This is a genomic window from Kiloniella laminariae DSM 19542 (assembly GCF_000374005.1).
GTDB classification, from domain to species: Bacteria; Pseudomonadota; Alphaproteobacteria; order Kiloniellales; family Kiloniellaceae; genus Kiloniella; species Kiloniella laminariae.
The window spans coordinates 130,958-152,554 of the sequence record NZ_KB893135.1 but is presented as its reverse complement, the minus strand read 5'-3'; the positions used below and the strand labels follow the sequence as shown (position 1 = coordinate 152,554).

Below are 21,597 nucleotides of genomic sequence, written 5' to 3'. Positions count from 1 at the left end.
AAGGAAAAAACCGACAAGAAGCCGGACTGGAGCATTTTTTCGGGTTCAAATATAACCAAAAACGCCCCAGATCAGGTAGCGGGGGGCGCCTGCAGAAGGTCAGAATTTGAGGTAACCTTCAAAAGACTGTTCCAGGATCTCCACCAGTTCCGGGTCCATGTACTGATAATGGTCCGGGATATCCAGCACATGCAGGGGGGTATCTTCGAGATAGTCGCGAAAATCGGTGAGCAGCCGCTTTTTATGCTTTTGTTCCATGACAAAGATCATATCGGCCCAGAGAAGATCATCACCCGTGAGGCAATGCCGTGCTCCACTTGCCGTCCCGGCAGAACGGACGGAGAATTGCGGGTGTTTGCGCAATATGGTTTCTGCGGTCGGGCTGCGCCATTTGTTTTTGCTACAGATAAACAGAAGTTTTTGCATGGGGGATACCGGCTCGTGACTGGTTGGCTGGTTCGGGAGAGATTTGTCAGTTTTTTCCAGAACCCGTGTTTCAAGTCTACAGAGGCAAAGCGGAAAAATCATCGTAATTTTTTTGTAATCTTCGCAATAATTTTCTGGGTAATCTTCGGGGGAATCTTTTGTCCTCTCTTCCTGATCAGCCTTCAGGTGATTTTACGGACCTGGCTTTGGATAGCATATCTGTTTTGATTACCAAGAAGATAAGCCAGTTTTTGAGTAGCCTGTTTTGTCCGGAATACAAAGGGAACTCGTCGGATTGTCAGAAGGGGCGAATTGTCCGAGGAAATTGATCAAGATCATGCCTTTTGAACAAGGCCTGTCCTAAACTATTTTTTGCTTCGCACTTTGAAGTTGAATTTAATTTCGAGAAGTTGAATTTAATTCGGGACGGGTAACATGACATGGCATCCTTGAGAGTTTACTGGTGGGCGATCTGGGTGATGCTGACCCTGTCCGCGACCATTATGTCTGTTGTTTCTGCGCGTTTTCTCCTGCCTGATCCACCAGCGATTGGCCCCGATATCATGGTGAACTTATCGGCGAGCAAACCGGTGTTCCTGAGCCACGTGTTCGGAGGGCTGACAGCACTCCTGCTGGGGCCCTGGCAATTTGTCGGGGAAATCCGGAACCGTTGGCCACGCCTGCACCGCTGGATCGGCCGCAGTTATGTTCTGGCCGTGGCTGTGAGTGGGGCTTGTGGCTTCTGGGTGGCCTGGTCCACTGCCTCTGGTATTATTGCGGCCCTTGGTTTTGCGGCGATGGCCCAGATCTGGCTTTATGTAACCTGGCGGGGGTATCTGTCTGCCCGGTCAGGGCAGTTTGACCAGCACCGGCAGTGGATGGTTCGATCTTTTGCGGTGACTATGGCGGCGATCTCTCTGCGTCTGGGGCTCTGCCTTGTGCCGGTTCTGGGGTTGCGGGAGTTGCCTGTTTATATTTTTATGTCCTGGGCCTGCTGGATCATCAATCTGTTGCTGGCAGAATGTTATCTCCGTTCGCGAAAAGGCCGTCGTGCCTATGTTTTGAAAGCCAAAAGAATGACCGCCCGGTAAGCAGGAATGATCAGGAAACCCGGGAGCTTTCCGGGGCAGGAAGTCTGTAATCAGATAAACAAACCTGTTTTTTTATGCTGGCTCTAGTCGAAAATCTGCCAGGCGCGGAGCAGATATCTTTCCCCGGCCATCTCGCCGTTGTAATAGACAAAACTGTAGCTGATCTCCAGCAGGCTGACATCGTCCGGGGCGGTGTAGTGGATGAAGGGAAGCTCGACATCAGCCGAGAGATCGCCAAACAGCATCTTGCCATACCGCAGTTTGTAGATGTAAAGCCCTCCGCCGTTTGTTCCGCCGTTTGTTTTGCCAGCTTCTCTGGGGCCGCTGTTCATTTCATCAAAAAATACCAGCTGCCGTACCCCCTCGATCTTCTTGCCGTCAGCCCGGATCTCGATGATCTTGAGGCCCCAGCGCGGGTCCTGATAGATTTCACTGCCGGGACGGGGGCGGATCGGAAAGGTCAGGATCGGGGCATCCGGACTGAAGTCGACCTCGGTAATCAGGGCCGGTTTAGCGGGATTGAATGTGGCACAGGCAGGAAGTGCAGCTGGAAACAGGACAAAGATCAGAAACAAAGCCAGGGTCTTACAAGAAATTTTTGTCCTGTTGCGCATTTGGTCTCTCCCAAATCTCTGCCTTCCGTTGCTCAATGGCAGAGCTATAAACTGGGCCATAAACAGGGCCATAAACAGGGAAGGTCAGTAATCCAGTCCGTCCCGACAATATACGGCAAAGTTATTACTGGATAATGAGCAGGCGTGTTTATTTAAAGAGGAATATTGAGGATTAATTTCTTTTAGCAGTTGTTCTTCTTCTGTTGTGTCCCTGATTATTAAGGGGAAGGGTTTCGATCAATCCGCTATTCGACCAGACGAAAAACAGAGAAATAAATATGAAAATTTTAGATAAGGTTTTTTGCCCTGCCCCTTATGACGGGACTGTTGGGTGGTTGTGTCACGGCGCAGAAATATGGATCAGGTCCGCTGTCGCTAACCGGGGAGCAGAAAGTGGCATACCGGGAGTATCTTGCTCAGGATGATTTTTCGAATGGCAGTGATGTCCGAGATGCTTTTGTCATCAATCCGCAGACTGGTCAGTTTAGCTGGTATCAGGCTTCAGGTGGCAGAGATCCAAAAGGTACAGCCGTGCAAAAGGCTATGAATAACTGTGGTGAAGGCTGTTACCTGTTTGATCTGGACAAGAAGATTGTCTGGCAGGGCTATGAAGATAAAGACAAGCTCCAGGAAACGGCTGCAGAGTTGTCCAAAGCCAAGATGAGTTATTACAATCCGGACGCTTTTGAAATCAACCCCTATCAGCTGAGAATGTTCCAAACCGAATATATCCCGGATGTTATTGACGATCCAAAGGGGGACTGGGCTTTTGCAATCAGTGATAATGGCCAGTATGCCTATCTGCGGTCGACCGGAAGATCTTCCTACTATGATGTCAGGGAATATGCTTTTCGCAGCTGTCTGGCACGGGCGCCAAAGAGCAAATGTGTGGTTTATGCGGTCAATCAGGAACTGCTGACTGAAAAATAAACAGACCGAATAGCTTGAGAAAAAAGAGGTAGGTTTGTGGTCGTTGAGACTGAGACCTACCTCTTAAATTTATCCAGTGGAGCGCATGTTTACAAGAAACTTGTCAATCTCGCTTTTCAAAACGTTTGACTGCTTCGAGAGTTCTGCTGTTGCGCCGAGAACTTCTTGAGCATTTATCTCTGTTTGTGAAGCGCCGTTTTTAACCTCGGTTATACTGCTTGAAACTTCTTGTGTTCCTTGGGCTGCCTGTTGAATGTTACGAGAAATTTCTTGTGTTGCAGCTTCTTGTTCCTGCGCAACATCTGAAATTTGCTTGGTGATATTGTTCACCTTGTTAATCGTGTTGCTAATGCTTTCAATTGCCGCGGCTGCATTTCCCGCGACATCTTGCATCTCTGTAATTTGAGTTGAAATTTCCTGTGTTGCCTTGGCTGTTTGATTAGCCAAATTTTTAACTTCACTGGCAACAACAGCAAAACCTTTGCCAGATTCCCCGGCACGGGCAGCCTCAATGGTGGCGTTCAATGCCAGAAGATTGGTTTGTTCAGCAATGTCGTTGATGAGGTTGACAACAGAACCAATTTTATCCGCCATTTCAGCCATGCCCTGAACTGTGCTGTTGGCATTTTGGCCTTCTATTACCGCTTGTTCTGTTATCCCTGATGATTCTTTAACCTGCCGTGTGATTTCCTGAACTGAATAGGAAAGTTCTTCCGTGGCGGACGCGACGGTTTGGACATTTTGTGATGCCTGATCCGATGCTGAAGCAACAGCAAGAGCTTGTGTGTCAGTTGATTTGGCTGTGGCACTCAAGGCTTCTGCAGATGCGTTCATTTCTGTTGCTGCGGATGCTACGGATTGAATAACGTTACCGATTGCTTCTTCCAAATTTTGAGCCAAATCAAGTCGGGCTTGCTTTGTTGTCTCCGCGAGCTGTTCTTTTTGTTTTTCGGCTTCAGCTTGAAGTTTCTTGTTTTCAGACATGTGCCCTCTGAAAATGGCCAGTGCATGGGCGACTTTACCAATCTCATCATTGTTTAGGACCTCAATCTCGGAATCAGTATCGCCAGCCAATAATTTTTCGAGAGCAAGGACAATGCTTTTTAACGGAGTGGAGATAGTTTTTTTAACCAGGACGACTGAAGCGAATGTAGTGAAAATGAAAATACTGATTGATAGTATAATAAGAACGCGGAGAGCAAATATTTCATGTTGTTCTGTTTTAAGAGCAGCCTTGGTTGTAAATTTTCCAACTTCAAAAAGCAGTTCCTCAAGCTCGTGCGTTAATGCCCCGGTTTGTTGTTCAAATTTTTCTTCTGCTTCAATTGCTTCTTTGATTCGAGACGTTTCTATTAAAAGAAAAATATCGTTGGCCTGTTTATCGAAATCATGGTGTGCTTTTTCGACCTTCTTTAAAGTATCAAGAACATGCTGGAACTCTTCTTTGTCCGCGGGAGTGTGGGCATGGGATATAGCCTCTGCGGCAATTTTTTCACCTTTTAATATCTCTTCATCAACCTGAACGGTTTGTTGTTGGAAGCGTATTTTGTTCTCTTTGTACAGTTCATTGGCATGTGAATCGTCTTTAAGATGTTCGCCGTACTTTGTTGCACGCTCATAACTGATTATTTGTTCGAGTTGGTGAGTTGTAATGTTTGTTAGTATATTGGTAAGGGGAATGTCTTGTTTAGCAATAGATTCCAGCTCGGTTCCAATTTGTTTCATCTGGTATATGGCAAAACTGGAGATGGTGAAAATTGACAAAAGGCAAAGGGTGACAATTCCTAAAATCTTGGCACTTACACTTAAAGTGGGTTTATTTATCTTCGCCATGGGGCCTATCTCCGAGGATTGATTGCATACCATCGTATGTAGTGTAAAGTCATTGTGTTAATAGGTCATTAAATTTTAAAGCGTTTTGTTTTTGAAGAGACCTCAGCAAAACTCTGGCCTTTCCCTAGACTGATTGATTAAGTATTTTTTGGCTATGAAACAAAGCTTCAAAACACAACCCGCCCTTTTCGCAACACATCACCTTTTGGACCATCCTGCGCTGAACGCGCTTGAGGGTATAGAAGGATTGATCAATTGGACTGCACTGGAGCCGTTGTTACCGCAAGGCGCGAATAATTATCAATTTTCATAATGTACTGTATACATCATGAATTCTTTATTGTTTATTAACAACAAGGGGGATTTGACTTGCAGAACCCATACAGAACTGGTGTTTTTTGTAAGAAGGGAACTGATAATTATCTATTGGAATGTCTGATCCGATTGAATCCTGTGCTTTGAGGCTTGGCAGTCGTGCCACAACATGCGCGAACCTTCCCTTGCGGAAAAGAAAGGTATCGTTGAGTCCGGAGATGATCACCTACCTTTTACCGACCCTGGGGCCATCATACCAGGCGTGGGTCAGTGGGTATTGTTCCGGGATAGCCAGTCAATTCCGAAACTAAAGAAATAAAATCAAATCGTTTATCGTGGGAAAATCCGGAAATGGAGCTCTGGGTTTATTTCTTGAGGTTATGTAAAATCTCGAGCAGGCGGTCGATTTCCCGGGTGTCGTTGTAATAGTGCACCGAGGAACGGATCAACACAGGCAGATTGTTTCTGGTGGCATCGATCAAGGTGCTGCTGGGCGAGGAGCTGCTGACATTGACGCCTTTGGCGACAATTTTCTTGACCATTTCCGCGCTGTCGCGCCCTTCGATGACAAAGCTGACGATGCCACACTGCTGCGGGCAGCGGGTGTGGAGCCGGACACCTCTGATCTCCTGCAGGTTGGCGCGTAGATAGCCTGCCAGTTCATCGATGCGGGCCTGAATGGCGTCCAGGCCGATCTCGAGCGCGTAATCGACGCAGGCACCCAGACCGAGCTTGGCGGCATAGTTGTTTTCCCAGTTCTCAAAGCGTCGGGCATCGGGCCGCAGGACATATTCATCCGGGCTGGTCCAACTGGCGGAATAGAGGTCGATCATCGGCGGGTGTAGTTGGTCAAGCACAGAAGAACGGACATAAAGAAAGCCAACACCCCGGGGGCCGCGCAGGTACTTCCGGGCGGTGGCGGAAAGCATATCGCAGTGGATCTTTTCTACATCCAGCGGTATCTGCCCGGCGGACTGACAGGCATCGACCAGATAGAGAATGTTGTGCGCGCGGGCGATCTCGCCGATTTGCTCGACCGGATTGACCAGCCCGGAATTGGTCGGCACATGGGTGATGGAGATCAGCCGGACGTTTTTGTCGATCATATTGCGCAGGCTGTGCAGACACAATTCGCCCGCTTCGTTGCAGGGAATGACCTCGACCGAAACGCCCTTTTGTTTTGCCATCTGCAGATAGGCAAGATAGTTCGAGGCATATTCAGCCTCGGCGGTCAAAATCCGGTCGCCAGCCTGAAAGGGGATGGCGTAAAAGGCCATGGCCCAGCCGACCGTGGCGTTTTCGACTACGGCGATTTCGTCGCGATGACAGTTGATCAGTCGGGCGATGGAATCATAGACCTGTTCGATCTCGCGGGCTTTTGCCTTTGCCGCCTCGTAGCCGCCAATGGCTGCTTCCAGCTGCAGGTGGTCGAGCTGGGCATCGAGAACCATCTGGGGCATCAGCGACGATCCGGCGTTGTTAAGGTGCGCCACATTGGCCTTGCCGGGGGTGTCGCTGAAAATTCTGGCCAGATTATTGGTAAGATCAAGTTCGAAGGAGCGGGACATAGCAAGGCCTGTGATCGAGAAAGAAGGAGGGTGTTGTTACCTCTGTTAAATCACAGGCCGAGGCTGTCCATCAAACGATTTTAAAACTCCATAACTTTACTTAATGTAAAGCCTGTGCTGTGCTGTTTCATGAATTTTTCTGTAAAAGACGATAAAAATCATGAAGCTTCCACCCCTGACCGCTGTTCGTCATTTTAATGCCGCTGCAACTCACTTGAGTTTCAAGCTGGCTGCTGCCGAGCTGTGCGTGAGCGAGGGAGCCGTCAGCCGCCAGATCAAACTGCTGGAGGACTATATCGGCTGCAGCCTGTTCATCCGCGGCTATCGCGGGGTTGAACTGACCGAAGAGGGGCGGCGTCTTTATGCGGCAACGGATAGTGCCCTGCTGCAGATTGCCCAGACGGCGGAAGAGCTACGTGAGGCCGTGCCGCTTTTTACTCTTTCGGTGACGACCAGCTTTGCCATTCGCTGGTTGATGCCCCGCCTGGGGCGCTATGAGGCTGAACATCCCAATCATCCGATCAGTCTGCAGACTGTGACCTATCCGGATAAGCTGCCGGGACGGGTTTTTGATGCCTCGATCATCTATCGGCTGGGAAACCCTTATGACGCCGGGGCAGTGGTGCCCGAAAACGGACAGATGATTATGGTTGAGTGGCTACTACCGGTCTGCGCGCCCGGTTTTCTGGACCACGTTTCTCTGGATCAGAAGCGTCCCTTTGAGCTGGCAGAACTGGCGGAAAAAAAGATCATCTTCAACGAGCCGACCGGGCGCGACTGGCGCAGCTGGGCTGGAAAGCTGCCGGGGGCCAGCATCAATCTGGAACGGGCGCTGCGGTTCGAGCATGATGACACCGCGATTCAGGCGGCGGTGGCCGGACACGGCATTGCCTTGGCCAACCTGGCCTATATCAACACCGAATTGTCGATGGGCAGTCTGGTTCCGGCTGTGGCCTGTGACCCCCTGCCGATCGGGGCGCACTATCTTGTCAGTCCAGCGGGAAAAGCCCGCCTGCCACAGGTCAGCGCCTTTCGCGACTGGCTGCTGAAAATCGCACAAGACTGCCCTTCACAACAGGGGCACGACGCCGTGCTGAAATCCTAGATTCAAAAAACAATTGTTCGGTCTTTGACGAAGCACTTTGTCGCGCTCTTCGTCTAGTCTTCCTGATCTGTGATGAAGCCTTTCAGGAAAAGAAGATGCCATACAAAAGTTATCGTTTATCCGCAGCAGCCGAGCCGGAGCTGTTTCTCTGTCACCAGCCCGCAGCAGGGACGGGGGAAAATCTGGCGAAGAGGTGCCCCGTACTTTATATCCATGGTGCCACCTTTCCAAGTGCCTGCTCCATTGCTTTTCCCTTTGACGGCCACTCCTGGATGGACGATCTGGCAGCGGCAGGCTTTTCAGTCTGGGGACTGGACTTTGCCGGATTTGGCCAGTCCGGGGGGTATGACCGCTGCAGCCGATCCGGCGGGGATGACGTCTCCTCCCCCGAAATACCCGTATCTGATATACCCGTATCTGACATACCCATATCTGATATTCCCATATCAGACATAAGGGGCCGCATGGCCGAAGCCAGCAGGCAGATTGCCCGGGCGGTTGATTTTATTCTGGCACAGGAGGGCGCCGAGGGACGTGGCAGGGTCTCTTTGCTGGCCCATTCCTGGGGAAGCATTCCCGCGGGTCACTTTGCCGGAGAGCATCCCGATTTGCTGGATCGTCTGGTGTTGTTCGGCCCTGTTGCCCAGAGAAAAACAGATGAAGCAGAGACCGCCACCAAACTGCCGGACCGGCTTTGCCCAAGCCGTCTGGTCACGATAGCCCAGCAATACAGCCGCTTTATTGCCGATGTGCCTGCGGGGCAGGCCCCCGTGTTGCTGGATCGCCATTTCGCTCCCTGGGCCAGAGAATATCTTGCCAGTGACCCTGAAAGTGCCATGCGCAGCCCTCCTGCGGTGCAAATCCCCACAGGCCCGACGGCGGATATAACCGCCGCCTGGAGCGGAGATCTGCCCTATGATCCGGGCAGGATTACCGCGCCAACCCTGATCGTGCGTGGCGCGTGGGACAGCATCACCCGGGACGACGATGCGCAGTGGCTGATGGCTGCGCTTGCCTCTGCCCGGATCAGGCAGGATTGCAAGCTGCCCGGCGGCACACACCTGATGCATCTGGAGGAGGGGCGGTTTGAACTCTATGCCGCGGTGAAAGATTTTCTGGCGTCAAGGTGCTAGGGAGCTCAGACGCTGAAGATGTCATGCTTTGAAGATTTGTGAGCCGGGGATGAGTAAGACAGCTTTACGCGTCGCTGCGGCGGTCCTGTTTGCCGTCCCACCCGGTCATGGCGGTGGGGATCATGCGGTCCATCAACTGGAAGGAGTTTTCGCAGGCACGGGACAGATTTTTCTCAAAGTCTTCACTGGCGGAGTTGCTGGATGAGTCCGACAGGGCGCGGATCACGACAAAGGGCAGGTTGTTGAGGCGGCAGGTGTGTCCGAAAGCAGCACCTTCCATCTCGGTTGCCAGCGCGGCAAATTCGCGCTGCAGCCAGCGCAGTTTCTGGATGTCCTGGACAAAGGTATCGCCCGAGGCAATGGTGCCGAGCATCAGATTGGGGCCGCCCTCGACCCCGTCAAAGGCGGCATCAAAAGCGGCAGTGGCCTTGCTGACCAGATCCGGCTGGCATTCGATCAGCCGTTCGCGCCCCGGGGTCTCGCCGTGGCGGCGACCAAAAGCGGTCAGATCCATATCGTATTCGACCACATGGCTGGCAACAATAATGTCCCCGGCCTGCATGTTGGGCAGCAGCCCGCCCGCCACACCGCTGAAGATCAGCTTTTGCGGCTTGAACAGGTCGATCATCATCTGGGTGCAGATGGTGGAATTGATCTTGCCGATGCCCGACTGGGCCAGCGCGATTTCCGTGCCCTTGTAATTGCCACAGGTGACGGTGATCCCGGCATGAACCGAACTTGAAGTCTCGGTTAGTTCCGCCAGCAGCAGCTGAACCTCTTCGGTCATGGCACCTATGACACCCAGCATGGTTTTGTCTCCGGTTTGTCGGGGTTTTGTCCTGTTCCCAGGGGTGGTTGATCAAACACTATAACCGAGAGGAGCTAAATGATTGATGAAGAAGATTGCCCAGAGGATTGCCCTAAAAGTCAGTTTCAGGGTAAAGGTTAAGTCCCTTTCTTGTTTGGGAAGTTCCCCTGTTTTCAGCCTGCGATTCCTGTTTGATTTATTGGCAGGGGAAAGTGGGACGCCGTTTCTTATCAAGTACAGGTACGAGGATTCCGATTTTGAGTAAGTCCAAAAAATACATGATCTGGCTGGGGATCATCATTACTTTAATCGCAGGCACGGTTTATACTGTCAGAAAAGAATATGGGTTTGACGGAGATTATTATTTTTCCCCGTTGGGGCGTCAGGATAATCTGAGCGTTACCAAAGACGGTAAAGTTATCATTGCTGCCACGGTCATCGATCTTGACAAGATACCCGGCTATTTTGTCGGCCTCAGGCTTCCGGTGGAATATCTCGAATGTGAAGGAGGACGGGCTTATAATATTCGTATTCGCAATGAGGAAAATTACTTCATTCTGGCGACGGATACAGGGGCCGTTTTCGAGTATAGATCCCGGCAGATGTTCGAAGACAAGCTTCAGGCGCTTGGAATTTCTGACCAGATAACGCTGGATTATTCCAGATTTAAAGACCTTTGGCGCTCCTTTTCAAGATCCTACAGCCAGGTCGATTGGGACGACTGCGTAGAAAATACTGATTACTGACCCGCTGTTTATCTCCGGCGTCCATCGTTGACGCTCAGGTCAGAGTCAAATCTGTGTGAACTGCGGGGGTTCGGCAAAGTTTTGGTGGTCAGCATTGCCAGAATAAGGTTTGATGTCTGCAATCTTTGGTTTCATATGATATTAGTTGTCTGAACAGTCTCTTTAGGGGCCGGGTCAGGACTGGAAAAAAGACAATCAACGGGGAACAGACATGATTTCTGTCAGATCAGGATACAAAACAGCTGCGACGACAGCACTTTTGCTTTCGGGGGCGTTGTTTATCGGCGCGGCACAGGCACAGGAAGCGGTTCAGCCCGAGGCAACCCACGCCGTGGTGCAAAAACAGTCGGTCAAGGCCAGCAAGTTTATGGTTGCCACGGCCAACCCCCTGGCGACCCAGGTTGGTTATGAAGTGCTGGAGCGCGGCGGGACGGCGGCGGATGCTGCTGTGGCGGTGCAGTTGATGCTCAATCTGGTTGAGCCACAAAGTTCCGGCATCGGCGGCGGCGCTTTTATGGTCTATTGGGATGCCAAGTCGAAAAAACTGACCACCTTTGACGGGCGGGAAAAGGCCCCGATGGCCGCGACGCCTGACTATTGGCTTGGGGCCGATGGAACCCCGGTCAAGTGGTTCGATGCCGTGGTCGGCGGCAGGTCTGTTGGCGTGCCGGGAACACTCAAGCTGATCGAGACCGTGCAGCAGCGCTATGGCAATCAGGACTGGGCCGAATTGATCGAGCCCGCCCGCGCGCTGGCCGAAGGCGGTTTCCAGATCTCGCATCGCATGGCCAGTGCCATTGCCGGCGCCCAGGGCGAGGACAAGCTGGATATCTTTGACAGCACCCGGGCCTATTTCTTTGACAAAGACGGCGCCCCGTTGAAACAAGGCACCCTGCTGCGCAATCCCGATTTTGCCGCGGCGCTGGCGCTGATCCAGAAAGAGGGATCAAAGGTTTTTTACGAAGGCCAGATTGCTGCGGATATCGTCGCGGCGGTCAAGACCGATATCAATGGCGGGATACTGAGCCTTGAAGACCTCAAGGCCTATGAGGTGATCGAACGCGCCCCCACCTGTGCCCCCTATCGGGGCTATGAGGTCTGCGGCATGGGGCCGCCGTCATCCGGGGCGCTGACCGTGGGCCAGATGCTGTCGCTGCTGTCGCATTTTGATCTGCCCGCGTTGGGGCAGGGGGCGGAAAGCACGCACCTCTATCTGGAGGCGGCCAAGCTGGCCTATGCCGATCGCGGGCTTTATATGGCCGACAGCGATTTTGTCAAAATGCCTGAAGGCCTGTTGAACCAGGACTATCTGAAAGAGCGCGCGGGATTGATCGATCCGGCCAAAGCCATGGTCAAGGCTGAAGCCGGAAACCCGCCGTGGGAAGAAGCGCAACTGCGCGCGCCGGATACCCAGCTGGAACGCCCCGGCACCAGCCATTTCTCGATCGTCGATGCCCAGGGCAATGTGATTTCCATGACCACGACGATTGAAACCGGATTTGGCTCGCGCGTTATGACCAACGGTTTTCTGCTCAACAACGAGCTGACCGATTTTTCCCGCGCCCCGGAAGAAGACGGCAAACCGATTGCCAATCGGGTTGAAGGCGGCAAGCGCCCGCGGTCTTCCATGGCCCCGACCATCGTGTTGAAAGACGGCGCGCCTGTCCTTGCCATTGGCTCTCCCGGCGGGTCGCGGATCATCAACTATGTGGCGGGGGCTCTGGTCAACATTCTTGACTATGGCATGGACCCGCAGATGGCGATCAGCCAGCCGCATATCGTCAACCGCAACGGCGCTACCGATATCGAGGAGAATACCCCGGCAGTGGCTTTGGTTTCCGCGCTTCAGGTCAAGGGGCACGAAGTCACGGTGCGCGATCTCAATTCCGGCCTGCAGGTGATCCAGATCGGCAAAGGGGAACTGATCGGCGGCGCCGACCCCCGCCGCGAAGGCACCGTGATGGGGGAGTGATACGATCAGTTCATATTTTAAAGGAACACCGGGCTGTCACATGCCCGGTGTTCCTTTGGGGGATTTGATTGCCTTTGTTGTCTGTCGAGGTATTTTGCAGAGGAATGTTTTTTCAGGAAATAAAGCGGAGAGGGTTTTGATGTTTTTCACCTGGGTGCTGTCTTGAAGATTGTCCTGTTGCCGGGGCTGGATGGAACCGGTGACATGTTTGCCCCGCTGTTATCGGAACTCAAGGGTTTTGATGCCCAGATTATTGCTTTACCGGACAAGGGGGACCAGGACTATGAAAGGCTGAGCGACCATGTGATCGCCCGTCTGCCAAAGCAGGCGTTTATCCTGCTTGCGGAATCCTTCTCCGGCCCTATTGCCGCAAGGATTGTGGCGAAAGCTCCGCCAAACCTGAAGGGCGTGGTTTTTGTCGCAACCTTTCTCTCTGCCCCCAACCGGGCGTTATTATCTATCGCACGGCTGTTGCCTTTAAGCTTTTTGGTAAATCTTGTGGGGCAGCTGCCTTTCGCCAGATTTGTTTATCGGGTTCTTTTTCTCGGGCCAAAGGCCAGTGACGACCTCACGGCGCTGTTTCATAAAACGGTGAAAAGCCTGTCCGGGACAGTTATGAAAGCGAGGTTGGCGGCAATTCAGTCCCAGACCTTTGAAAAACAGTCCTCTGCGGTAAAAGTGATATATATTCAAGCGTCTTCTGACAAGCTGGTGCCCCGATCGAAAAGCCTCGAGTTTAAATCCTGTTATGAAAATCTTGTCATCAAGGTGATCGAGGGACCGCATTTTCTGTTACAGGCAAAACCTGTTGAGAGCGCAGAGATTATCGCTGACTTTGCATCCGGTTTGTAAATGCCCAATCCGGGTAAATGCTTGCCCTGGCGGGGAAAGGCCATCGGCGAGAGATTGTCGGGGAGCTCTTGATCAACTGTTTTCCTGATATTATTCTTTGCGCAGGAGAGCAAAAATGAATCTGGAAAAAATCAACGGCAGGCTGGAATTTCTGCGCGAGGCCGAGAAGCTTAAATCCGTGCTGCGCAGTGGCTTCAGTTCAACCGGGCGGGCGGAAAGTACAGCCGAGCACAGCTGGCGGCTTTGCCTGATGGTCATTGCCTTTGCCGATGAACTTGGCGATCTCGATCTGCTCAAGGTGATGAAAATCTGTGTGATCCACGATCTGGGCGAGGCGATCCACGGTGATATTCCTGCGGTAGAGCAGGTAAACTTCCCCGACAAATCCCTGCAGGAACGCAAAGACCTGTTGCAGCTGACTTCGGCACTGGACGCGCCGATGCGGCAGTCGATCCTGGATCTCTGGGATGAATATGAAGCCGTGTCTTCACCCGAAGCCCAGGCGGTCAAGGCACTGGACAAACTTGAGACTATTTTGCAGCACACACAGGGACTCAATCCGGCAGATTTTGATTATGAATTCAATCTGGGATATGGCGTGAAGTATACCAGCGTGGCCCCGCTGTTTGCAGCGATCCGTGCCCGGATTGATCAGGATACCCGGGCCCGAATGACCCCGGAGTACCGTGGCGATGAACAAGAAACGCTGTCATAATAATTGGTAAGATAAAACACCCTGTCCGATGATCTCTGTTATCGATATTTGATAGTTTGCCAGAGAGGCCAGACCCAGAAAAGTCGGACAGGATGTTTTTTTGTAAGCCTTTTCAGTAGAGGGGCTCTTTAGGTTATTTCACTTCGTAAGCGGCTGAATCAGCGATTACGGAGTGGATCACTTCTTTGACCGCGTCTTCGGAGAAGTCGGCGTCTTGATAAATCTTGTAGAGTTTGAAGTCGGAAATCCGGCTGAGGACAAACCAGGCCAGACGGGCGGCTTCGGGAGACTCTTCCTTGAGGCCGAGGTCAACGGCAACGGATCTGATCCATTTGTGGGCGGACTTTCCGGCGACGTAGTGGGAGAAAGACCAACTGCCGTCAGAGTAGGAGGAGAGGAACCATTCGGCCATACGCTTGTCGGGGTTGAGCTGTGGTGCAGCTGTTCCAGCGTATTCAGCGGCTTCTTTCATGGCGGGGTTAAAGCCTTCGGCCTTGCCGTCCTTATTGGTGACTTCCACATCCCAATGCGGGTCGAAGTGGGTTGATGCTGCGCCAAAGAGCAGCTTTTCCGGGGCCTTGCGTTTGAGCAGTTCAGCATAGACCACCGCACCGTGTTCACCCATCCAGCCCCATTTGGCCAGACCGTCTTTACCACCCCAGGAACCGGGGAACCAGTCAGGCTTGACCACGGTGCCTGTCTTGACATCCCAGTTGTACCAGACCTTGCTCCAGTCATGCAGGGCCAGCTGGGCGATCACCAGATCGCGGTCGCTGTTGCGGATGCCGTGAACCTGGTCAAAGGTATTGAGCCAGCCCAAGGCGATCTCGATCACCTCGACCAGATGCACCGCCAGACCACCGGGATAGTGGTGATGGCCGGGACCGCCCGTGGCCGGGGCACTGCGCAGGGCATCGGCAGAGGCGGTGCCGTTGAACACGGTTGACTGTGGCGTGTCATACATATCGAGCACCAGAGTTCTGAGCTCCGGGTCCTCGATCGAATTGATATAGCCCATCAGGCGGTCATAGGCCGCCGTGGTCCAGGCCCCGCTTTTGGCCATATCAGTCGGGTCCATGGCGAGGATCTGGTCTAGCCGCTGCTGCGGGACTTCAGTAGCTTGTGCGGAAAAGCTGTAACTGCCGAGCAGAAAACAGGCGAGAAGCAGAAGGCGTGATTTTTTCATAATTTTTGTTATCCAGGGGTGTTTAACACAAAGAACCCCTTCGATAGCTTGGCGTCATGACAGGGCGATGACACCAACAAGTCAGGCCTGCGAAGTTTTTGCGATAGCGGCTTTCCGGCTGATCAGTTTTGGATCAACTTCGGGTCAGTTTTGAGCCAGTTTGGCTAGGCCCCGCTTTGACTGACAGGTTCAGGCGACCAGCAGTTCTTTTACTGTCTCGCGCTGTTGCAGCAGCTGCCACCAGTCCTGCAGGTCGGGCTGCTCGTCCAGCAGCTGTTTCCCTGTGGGGGAGAGCATCAGCAGGTTGTACATCGGCGCACAGAAAAAATCAGGCAGGCTGAGGTTCTCACCAGCCAGATAGGGACCATAGGTTTCCTGTCGCAGGCGGATGATTTCGCGCAAGGACGTACGGGCCATCGGCAGGGCAGCATCAATGATTTCTTGATCGGTCGCAAGTCCTTCTGCCGGGTTGCTGATTTCCTCGACATAGAGGCGGCTGACCCAATTGGGATAGGCATAGGAATTGAGAATGCTGAGAATCTGGTTGGCCCGGGCGCGGTCTTCGGAACGCCGGGGCATCAGCAGCGGGCCGGAGTAAGCCGCATCGATATAGCGGGCGATGGCATCGGCTTCGTAAAGCTGGATCGCGCCGTTATCAAAGGCGGGGATCCGGCCAAAAGGCTGCAGGGCGAGATAATCTTCATCCACACCTTTTTCCTGAAAGGGATCAACCTGTACCAAACGGTGAGGAACGCCCTTTTCCGTCAGTGTCAGGCGTACGGCCTGAACATAAACACTGAAGTCTGCACCATAGAGTATCGGCTGATCTTTACTTGCTGGCATCGGCAGGGGCTCTTCTATTTAAGTGGAAAGGCTGGCGACCTGGTAAAGTGTAAAGTTTGACGAATTCTCTATGGTAAGACGAACAGAGGGCAGGGGTAAAGAAGCGGGGGAAATAAATAATTTCCGGACCGCTTCAGGCTTTGATTTCTGTTGCTTGCCTATTCAACGGTTTTTTGTGGCTTGCCTGTAACCAAAACGTGTCTTTGCATGCTCTGACAAAGGCACGTAGACTTTTTCTAACAATAAAAACGGGATTACGGGGATCTCATGCGTCTATTCACACACCGTTTTTCTATCAGGTTTTGCAGCAATTTATGGGGCAGGGGGGGATGGCTTCTTGCGCTGGTGGTTTTGCTTGCCGGAGTTTTTTCTGTTCCTTTTTCTGTCCCTGCCGGGGCGCAGACAAAAGGCCTTCTGCTGCAGAACAGCCAAACGGAACAGCAGATCGAGATCCCTGAAGAGCTTGATCCGGCGACGGTTGACCAGCTGCTGGGCCGTCTGAGCGACGAGCAGATCCGGGTCTTGCTGCGTGATGAACTGGTGCGCCGGGCCGAGCAGCAGGCAGCCGGGGTTGAAGTCAGTGACCAGACGCTGTTGCGGATTGAAACGCGGCTGAGCGCCATGGCAACAGAAATTCGCCAGCGGGTGGCGCGCTGGTCCGAGGCTCTGGCCAATCTGGAAAATCGCAAGGCTATTGTCGAAGCCCGTCTGTCACTGGCCAGTAATGGTATCGGCGGGATGATCCTTGCTGCTATTGGGCTGATGGCTGTTGGGCTGTTGCCGGCCTTGCTGGTCAGCTGGGGGATGCGGGATTGGCGAAACTGGCTCAAGGCCGTGCCGGGACACAGCAGCTATTGGGAAAAAGTCGGGCGCACGCTGGTTTTGGGTGTGGTCGAGGTTCTGCCGATTATCGTTTTTGTCCTCATGACCATGGCGGGGGGCGAACAGCTCTCTGGCCCGCTTGGCCCGCTGTCTGACCAGGTCTGGATCTATCATACCGGGGTTTCTTATGCCTGGTTGTTTATCGTCATTGCCCGGCGGGCCTTTGCTCCGGAAGTGCCGCAGATTCGTATCGCGCCGCTGGCTGATGACGCCGCGCGCCCGACCTTTGCTCTGGTACGTCGCGCGCTGGTGATCGGGGCCGGGGGCTGGGTTCTCGCCGGGTTTTTCCCGACCCTGGGCTGGGGATTTCCCCCGGCGATTGTCACTGTGGCCCTGACCGGAACACTGGTGGCCGGGCTGCTGTTGCTGGCGCTGTTCCGCAATTATGGCCGGGTACAGCAGGCCGCGGCCCTGCTGCTGGCTCCGGGAAGCCTTGTCACCCTTGAGACAGGGCCGCTTCACCTTGCCGGGGCGGCGGATCTGGCGACATCTCAGCAGGAAGCCGCAGCCACTGGCACTGTCGATACTGCACCGGGCAGTCTGGGCCGGATGCTGATAACAGGAGCACCGCTGCTGATCGGCGGTTATCTTGTCCTGGCCTGGCTCTATTGGCTGGCGCACTGGCTGGAACGCGGGCAGCAGCAGCTCGCGGGCCCCATTGGGACGTTGATTGTGGTGCTGACCCTGCCGATTGTTGATCATCTGGGACGCAATATTGTCGAGAGCCTGCTGCACGGGGATAGCGACCGCAGCGCCCGTTTCCGCAAGGTCTTTAGCGATGCCTGGCGCCTGCTGGTTTGTCTGGGGGCGGCTGTCGTGGTGCTGCAGCTCTGGGGGCTGGATCTGCCGGGGCTGGTCAAGGGCGATGATGCGCCGCTCTGGGCCAGTATCGGCTTTGATATTCTGGTGACGCTGTTGCTCGGGCTGCTGGTCTGGAAGCTGATCACTGCGGCGCTGCACAGCGAAAAGCGGGTCAGTGATGCCTCGGAAGATGCAGATTCCGAAGACGTCCCGGCCAGCTCACGCCTGGATACCCTGACGCCGCTGTTTCGCAATTTGCTGCTTGGCTTCCTCGGTATCATTGTCATCATGACCGTGCTGTCGTCGCTGGGCATCGATATCGCCCCGCTGATTGCCTCGGCCGGGGTGGTCGGGATTGCGGTCGGCTTTGGGGCGCAGACCCTGGTCAAGGATATCTTCTCCGGCGTGTTTTTCCTGATCGACGATGCCTTTCGTGTCGGCGAATATATCGAACTGGACAAGGAAACCCGCGGCGAGGTCGAATCAATCTCGATCCGCTCGCTGCAACTGCGGCATCACCGCGGTGCTGTCATCACCATTCCCTTTGGCGAGCTGAAGAAAATCACCAACCATAACCGCGACTGGGTGATCTATAAAATGCCCTTCCGGCTGGAGCCCGATACCGATCCCAAACACGTCAAGAAGGTGGTCAAACGCATCGGTCAGGAATTTCTGGATGATCCGGAACATGGCCACAAGTTTATCGAACCGCTGAAAAGCCAGGGGGTTTTCTCTATCGACGATGATTCCGCCCTGATCATGCGGGTCAAGTTCAAGTGTAAACCCCGGGCCCAGTTCGTGCTGCGCCGGGAAATCTATCACAAACTGCGCAGCGTCTTCGCCGCCGAAGGCATCGGGTTCGCCCGCCGCAAGGTCGAGGTCGTCAGTTCTGACGGCAAGCCCGTTGACGACCCGAAAGTGGCAGCAGGCATCCCCAAAGACCTGCTCGAAGGCCCGGAGGCGAAGGCGTGAGGGATAGCAGTGATAGAAAGAGTCCTTACCAGTGAGGGCCGAGCCAAGCCATAGCTACCTATTCAGGCGGTAGGGGGATATCAGGCCAGCAGTTTGTAATCTCGGCTTGTATTGGCCGATCCAGATACGTTGACAACGCAACAAAACTCTTGGTTCCCCGTACCCCTGGCAACACATAGAGTTGCGACAAGAAACTTTCCATTGCTTGAGCATTTGCTGTCCGGACTTTAAGAATGACGCAAGTATCTCCCGCAACTGAGTGCATTTCTTCAATTTCTGGAAAAGATCGCAGCCTCATCATCCTCTGACTCTTTCCCCATCCTTCAGCATCAACATGAATAAACGCCAGAAAAGGCTTGCCAACCGCATCCCCGTTTATCACTGCGGCTGTCCCCTCAATAACTCCGGACGCCTTCATACGCTTTACTCTTTCATGGACTGCTGGCGCAGATAACCCGACGGTCTTGCCAACTTCAGCATAGGTTTGCCGTGCATCACGGACTAACTCGCCTAATATCCTTCGGTCAAAATCGTCTAATGGTCTTGATGCATGGCTATTCTGATGAACATCTTCTGTTTTCATTTTCATTCCAGTTTTTGATCTTCTTGCCGAAGAAAATTCAGATATATTATCAAAATAAGAAAAAATATTCATCAAAATTGAAAAAGGAATGCGCCTTTCAGGGAACATTTGTCCAGCAACATCGGGTTTTGTTCATACTCTTGAAGTTCAAAGGGGGGAGGGCAGACAGTTTTTTGTCGGTGGAACTGTGGGCTGGAGCAACAGGGAAAACGCCCTCTGACAGCATTGTGCGAGTAACGAGTTATCTAAATAAACCCGAACATGCCGTGAAGAAACATGATGTCCAATTAAAGGTTCTTGCTGCACTAGCTTTTGTTCCTGATTGGTTGGTCGATATCGCAATAATCGCTTGGGCTATGGTGAGATTACAACATGATAGAATTGACTGTCGCTTTGATCATTTTTCTGTTCCCTTTGGCGTATAGCCCGGGCCCCGGCAACATGTTTTTTGCAGCAAATGGTGCGCGGTTTGGCTTCCGCTCGACCTTGCCTGCCAATGTCGGTTATCATATTGCTACCTGGGTCGTGACGGCAGCAATAGGTTTGGGTTTCATTGCCGCCTTGGAAAAATTCCCCTACGTTTTTGCCAGTCTGAAAATTGCGGGCTCTTTGTATGTGCTTTGGATTGCGTGGAAATTATTCAAAGCTGGAACGCTTGAGGGGAGTGATAGAGCGAAGCCTGCAACTTTTGCAGACGGGGTAATCCTGCTTATCCTAAATCCCAAAGCGTATCTAATCATCGCCCTTATGTTTACGCAATTCCTTGGTCAGTCAGATGACGGATGGCTTGTTACAGTCTTTTTGATATCAACTGTGTTCACTTTCAATAATTTGATAGCGTTTTCGGTTTGGGCATTGCTTGGTGACAAAATAGCAGGACATTTCAGAGCCCCTGAGAGTGCCCGGAAATTAAACATGATGTTCGGTGCAATTTTGGCTGCTGTTGCGATCTGGATGTTCCTGTCATAATCGCATGAATCCAGCGGGAAACCTTGGCTGTCGCAAATTTTGTTGCAAAAGTATGGCGGCTTGATCGATTTGGGAGATCATTACCACTTTTGATAGAGGCGGTTCCGCGATCTTGATGTAAAGGCGGCTGATTTCCTAAGCTTGGCAGAAGGCATCGCGTTCGCCCGCTGCAAGGTCGAGGACGTCAGCGCTGACGGGTAAGCCCATGAGCCGGTACCGGTATCCCTAAAGACCTGCTGGAAGGCCCGGAGGCGAAGGCGTGAGGGGCAAAGAAATATAGCAAGCGACCTCGACCGCGACGGTCAAGATAAGACAGGGGCAGGGGAGTGATGAGGTTGAAGAGAACAAAGCAGGTTATTGCTGCTTATCGTGAGCCCGCCCCTGCTGATCGAGGGACGGGCTCTTTTCCTTTGTTAATTTTTGAGCTGTATTAACTCTCCAGTTTCAGGCGCAGGCAGATTTGCCCGGTGGGCTCGTGCAGGCTTTCTTTGATCTGGACGAAGCCGTAACGGCAGTAGAAACGGCGACCTATGCTGTTTTCCTTGAAAACATCGACTTCCAGTTCACCGCCTTTTTCTGCTACCGCCTTGTTCATCAAAGCCTGACCATAGCCTTGTCCCTGCTGATCAGGGGCGACGAACAGGGCGGCGACCTCTTTATCCATCAGGGAGACAAAGCCGACCACCTCGGAGTTTTCGCCGGGTGTTTCCCTACCGGGTTCTGTGTGGCTTGTGGCTGAAACAGGATGTTTTTCAATCACCCAGGTTTCGACCGCAGGCAGATAGATTTCCCGCACGTTGATCTTTTCCTGTTCAAGGACAGCGCGGGTGAAAAAGGGATAGGCCAGCAGACTGGCGTTGAAGAAGATGTCGGCGATTATATCTGTATCTTTTGTATCTTTTGGGTCGTATTTACGGATTTTTGTGCTGATCACTGTGATCAAACCTTTTTATCTTGCGCCCCGGTTTTACTGGAGGGTTTCCGCTGGCGATCTTTCGCTGGAGAACTCTCATTGGTGATCTGGAGCAGCCTGTTGAAACAGGAATGCCACCAGAAACATCACCAGAAATATCACCAGAAATATCGCAATAAAAAATTTCTGGAAATAAAGGGTCATCCGGGCGCGCTGTTAATGCAAAATGAGATCAAGACAAAAGCGCTGTCAGCTTGAGAGCTGAAAGATAAGGCATTTGGCTTGGGGGATGTCCCTTTGGACATCCGGCATTAACAGGACATAAAAGCTCCGGTAAAAA

At 52.7% G+C, this 21,597-nt stretch carries 19 protein-coding genes; 10 read left to right on the top strand and 9 right to left on the bottom strand.

The window, feature by feature from the left end; genetic code table 11:
• Nucleotides 1-99: 99 nt before the first annotated feature.
• The gene (locus B152_RS0105320) at nucleotides 100-426 is read right to left on the bottom strand and encodes a low molecular weight protein tyrosine phosphatase family protein (RefSeq protein ID WP_026261305.1); all 327 of its coding nucleotides are present in this window, start codon (nucleotides 424-426) and stop codon (nucleotides 100-102) included.
• A 440-nt stretch (nucleotides 427-866) separates the two neighbouring features.
• Between B152_RS0105320 and B152_RS0105315 the strand changes: the two genes are divergently transcribed.
• On the top strand, nucleotides 867-1,517 hold the full coding sequence (locus tag B152_RS0105315; RefSeq protein ID WP_020591359.1) for a DUF2306 domain-containing protein: 651 nt from the start codon (nucleotides 867-869) through the stop codon (nucleotides 1,515-1,517).
• An 83-nt stretch (nucleotides 1,518-1,600) separates the two neighbouring features.
• Here the strand turns inward: B152_RS0105315 and B152_RS0105310 are convergent, their stop codons facing one another.
• A complete protein-coding gene (locus B152_RS0105310) occupies nucleotides 1,601-2,131 on the bottom strand; it encodes a hypothetical protein (RefSeq protein WP_020591358.1) in 531 nt (176 codons plus the stop codon).
• 393 nt (nucleotides 2,132-2,524) lie between these two features.
• Here B152_RS0105310 and B152_RS0105305 point away from each other — a divergent pair, with 393 nt between their 5' ends.
• Complete coding sequence (locus tag B152_RS0105305) at nucleotides 2,525-3,061, top strand: hypothetical protein (protein ID WP_157230861.1); 537 nt, start codon at nucleotides 2,525-2,527, stop codon at nucleotides 3,059-3,061.
• A gap of 69 nt (nucleotides 3,062-3,130) precedes the next feature.
• Here B152_RS0105305 and B152_RS25010 read toward each other — a convergent pair whose 3' ends face one another.
• Both B152_RS25010 and B152_RS0105290 read right to left on the bottom strand, forming a co-directional pair.
• Entirely contained in the window at nucleotides 3,131-4,894 is a 1,764-nt protein-coding gene (locus tag B152_RS25010) for a methyl-accepting chemotaxis protein (RefSeq protein WP_020591356.1), read from the bottom strand.
• A 680-nt stretch (nucleotides 4,895-5,574) separates the two neighbouring features.
• Nucleotides 5,575-6,777: an aminotransferase class V-fold PLP-dependent enzyme gene (locus tag B152_RS0105290; RefSeq protein ID WP_020591354.1), complete on the bottom strand. Its 1,203-nt coding sequence runs from the start codon at nucleotides 6,775-6,777 to the stop codon at nucleotides 5,575-5,577.
• 160 nt (nucleotides 6,778-6,937) lie between these two features.
• Between B152_RS0105290 and B152_RS0105285 the strand changes: the two genes are divergently transcribed.
• Complete coding sequence (locus B152_RS0105285; RefSeq protein ID WP_020591353.1) at nucleotides 6,938-7,882, top strand: LysR substrate-binding domain-containing protein; 945 nt, start codon at nucleotides 6,938-6,940, stop codon at nucleotides 7,880-7,882.
• Nucleotides 7,883-7,977: 95 nt separating this feature from the next.
• Nucleotides 7,978-9,015, top strand: coding sequence for an alpha/beta hydrolase (locus tag B152_RS0105280; protein WP_020591352.1), 1,038 nt, complete (start codon nucleotides 7,978-7,980; stop codon nucleotides 9,013-9,015).
• Nucleotides 9,016-9,079: 64 nt separating this feature from the next.
• Here the strand turns inward: B152_RS0105280 and B152_RS22615 are convergent, their stop codons facing one another.
• Nucleotides 9,080-9,823 carry a 5'-methylthioadenosine/adenosylhomocysteine nucleosidase gene (locus tag B152_RS22615; RefSeq protein ID WP_020591351.1) on the bottom strand — a complete coding sequence of 248 codons (744 nt, stop codon included), beginning with the start codon at nucleotides 9,821-9,823 and terminating at the stop codon, nucleotides 9,080-9,082.
• A gap of 257 nt (nucleotides 9,824-10,080) precedes the next feature.
• Between B152_RS22615 and B152_RS0105265 the strand changes: the two genes are divergently transcribed.
• The 4 genes from B152_RS0105265 (at nucleotide 10,081) to B152_RS0105235 (ending at nucleotide 14,108) form a co-directional block, all read left to right on the top strand.
• Nucleotides 10,081-10,569: a hypothetical protein gene (locus B152_RS0105265; RefSeq protein WP_157230859.1), complete on the top strand. Its 489-nt coding sequence runs from the start codon at nucleotides 10,081-10,083 to the stop codon at nucleotides 10,567-10,569.
• A gap of 211 nt (nucleotides 10,570-10,780) precedes the next feature.
• Nucleotides 10,781-12,541, top strand: coding sequence for a gamma-glutamyltransferase (ggt, locus tag B152_RS0105255; RefSeq protein ID WP_020591347.1), 1,761 nt, complete (start codon nucleotides 10,781-10,783; stop codon nucleotides 12,539-12,541).
• 162 nt (nucleotides 12,542-12,703) lie between these two features.
• Nucleotides 12,704-13,393 (top strand): alpha/beta fold hydrolase, encoded by a 690-nt coding sequence (locus B152_RS25005; RefSeq protein WP_020591345.1) that lies wholly within the window; start codon nucleotides 12,704-12,706, stop codon nucleotides 13,391-13,393.
• 115 nt (nucleotides 13,394-13,508) lie between these two features.
• The gene (locus B152_RS0105235) at nucleotides 13,509-14,108 is read left to right on the top strand and encodes an HD domain-containing protein (protein ID WP_020591343.1); all 600 of its coding nucleotides are present in this window, start codon (nucleotides 13,509-13,511) and stop codon (nucleotides 14,106-14,108) included.
• A gap of 133 nt (nucleotides 14,109-14,241) precedes the next feature.
• On the opposite strand, the gene B152_RS0105230 is transcribed toward B152_RS0105235, so the two are convergent.
• Together B152_RS0105230 and B152_RS0105225 are read right to left on the bottom strand one after the other, a co-directional pair.
• On the bottom strand, nucleotides 14,242-15,294 hold the full coding sequence (locus B152_RS0105230; RefSeq protein WP_020591342.1) for a hypothetical protein: 1,053 nt from the start codon (nucleotides 15,292-15,294) through the stop codon (nucleotides 14,242-14,244).
• Between the two features lie 189 nt (nucleotides 15,295-15,483).
• Nucleotides 15,484-16,137 carry a glutathione S-transferase family protein gene (locus tag B152_RS0105225; RefSeq protein WP_020591341.1) on the bottom strand — a complete coding sequence of 218 codons (654 nt, stop codon included), beginning with the start codon at nucleotides 16,135-16,137 and terminating at the stop codon, nucleotides 15,484-15,486.
• 267 nt (nucleotides 16,138-16,404) lie between these two features.
• On the opposite strand from B152_RS0105225, the gene B152_RS25000 reads away from it, so the two are divergent.
• Nucleotides 16,405-18,792, top strand: a complete 2,388-nt coding sequence (locus tag B152_RS25000) for a mechanosensitive ion channel family protein (protein ID WP_083921815.1) — start codon at nucleotides 16,405-16,407, stop codon at nucleotides 18,790-18,792.
• A gap of 58 nt (nucleotides 18,793-18,850) precedes the next feature.
• Here the strand turns inward: B152_RS25000 and B152_RS0105215 are convergent, their stop codons facing one another.
• On the bottom strand, nucleotides 18,851-19,483 hold the full coding sequence (locus B152_RS0105215) for an Lrp/AsnC family transcriptional regulator (RefSeq protein ID WP_245549946.1): 633 nt from the start codon (nucleotides 19,481-19,483) through the stop codon (nucleotides 18,851-18,853).
• Nucleotides 19,484-19,747: 264 nt separating this feature from the next.
• On the opposite strand from B152_RS0105215, the gene B152_RS0105210 reads away from it, so the two are divergent.
• A complete protein-coding gene (locus tag B152_RS0105210; RefSeq protein ID WP_026261302.1) occupies nucleotides 19,748-20,344 on the top strand; it encodes a LysE family translocator in 597 nt (198 codons plus the stop codon).
• Between the two features lie 430 nt (nucleotides 20,345-20,774).
• Here B152_RS0105210 and B152_RS0105205 read toward each other — a convergent pair whose 3' ends face one another.
• Entirely contained in the window at nucleotides 20,775-21,278 is a 504-nt protein-coding gene (locus B152_RS0105205; RefSeq protein ID WP_211212131.1) for a GNAT family N-acetyltransferase, read from the bottom strand.
• Nucleotides 21,279-21,597: the final 319 nt, after the last annotated feature.

Excerpts from the sequence above, each read along its gene's own strand:
- B152_RS0105320 (WP_026261305.1), bottom strand. The coding sequence starts at position 426 with ATGCAAAAACTTCTGTTTATCTGTAGCAAAAACAAATGGCGCAGCCCG.
- B152_RS0105315 (WP_020591359.1), top strand. The coding sequence starts at position 867 with ATGGCATCCTTGAGAGTTTACTGGTGGGCGATCTGGGTGATGCTGACC.
- B152_RS0105310 (WP_020591358.1), bottom strand. The coding sequence starts at position 2,131 with ATGCGCAACAGGACAAAAATTTCTTGTAAGACCCTGGCTTTGTTTCTG.
- B152_RS25010 (WP_020591356.1), bottom strand. The coding sequence starts at position 4,894 with ATGGCGAAGATAAATAAACCCACTTTAAGTGTAAGTGCCAAGATTTTA.
- B152_RS0105290 (WP_020591354.1), bottom strand. The coding sequence starts at position 6,777 with ATGTCCCGCTCCTTCGAACTTGATCTTACCAATAATCTGGCCAGAATT.
- B152_RS0105285 (WP_020591353.1), top strand. The coding sequence starts at position 6,938 with ATGAAGCTTCCACCCCTGACCGCTGTTCGTCATTTTAATGCCGCTGCA.
- B152_RS0105280 (WP_020591352.1), top strand. The coding sequence starts at position 7,978 with ATGCCATACAAAAGTTATCGTTTATCCGCAGCAGCCGAGCCGGAGCTG.
- B152_RS22615 (WP_020591351.1), bottom strand. The coding sequence starts at position 9,823 with ATGCTGGGTGTCATAGGTGCCATGACCGAAGAGGTTCAGCTGCTGCTG.
- ggt (WP_020591347.1), top strand. The coding sequence starts at position 10,781 with ATGATTTCTGTCAGATCAGGATACAAAACAGCTGCGACGACAGCACTT.
- B152_RS0105235 (WP_020591343.1), top strand. The coding sequence starts at position 13,509 with ATGAATCTGGAAAAAATCAACGGCAGGCTGGAATTTCTGCGCGAGGCC.
- B152_RS0105230 (WP_020591342.1), bottom strand. The coding sequence starts at position 15,294 with ATGAAAAAATCACGCCTTCTGCTTCTCGCCTGTTTTCTGCTCGGCAGT.
- B152_RS0105225 (WP_020591341.1), bottom strand. The coding sequence starts at position 16,137 with ATGCCAGCAAGTAAAGATCAGCCGATACTCTATGGTGCAGACTTCAGT.
- B152_RS25000 (WP_083921815.1), top strand. The coding sequence starts at position 16,405 with ATGCGTCTATTCACACACCGTTTTTCTATCAGGTTTTGCAGCAATTTA.
- B152_RS0105215 (WP_245549946.1), bottom strand. The coding sequence starts at position 19,483 with ATGTTCCCTGAAAGGCGCATTCCTTTTTCAATTTTGATGAATATTTTT.
- B152_RS0105210 (WP_026261302.1), top strand. The coding sequence starts at position 19,748 with ATGATAGAATTGACTGTCGCTTTGATCATTTTTCTGTTCCCTTTGGCG.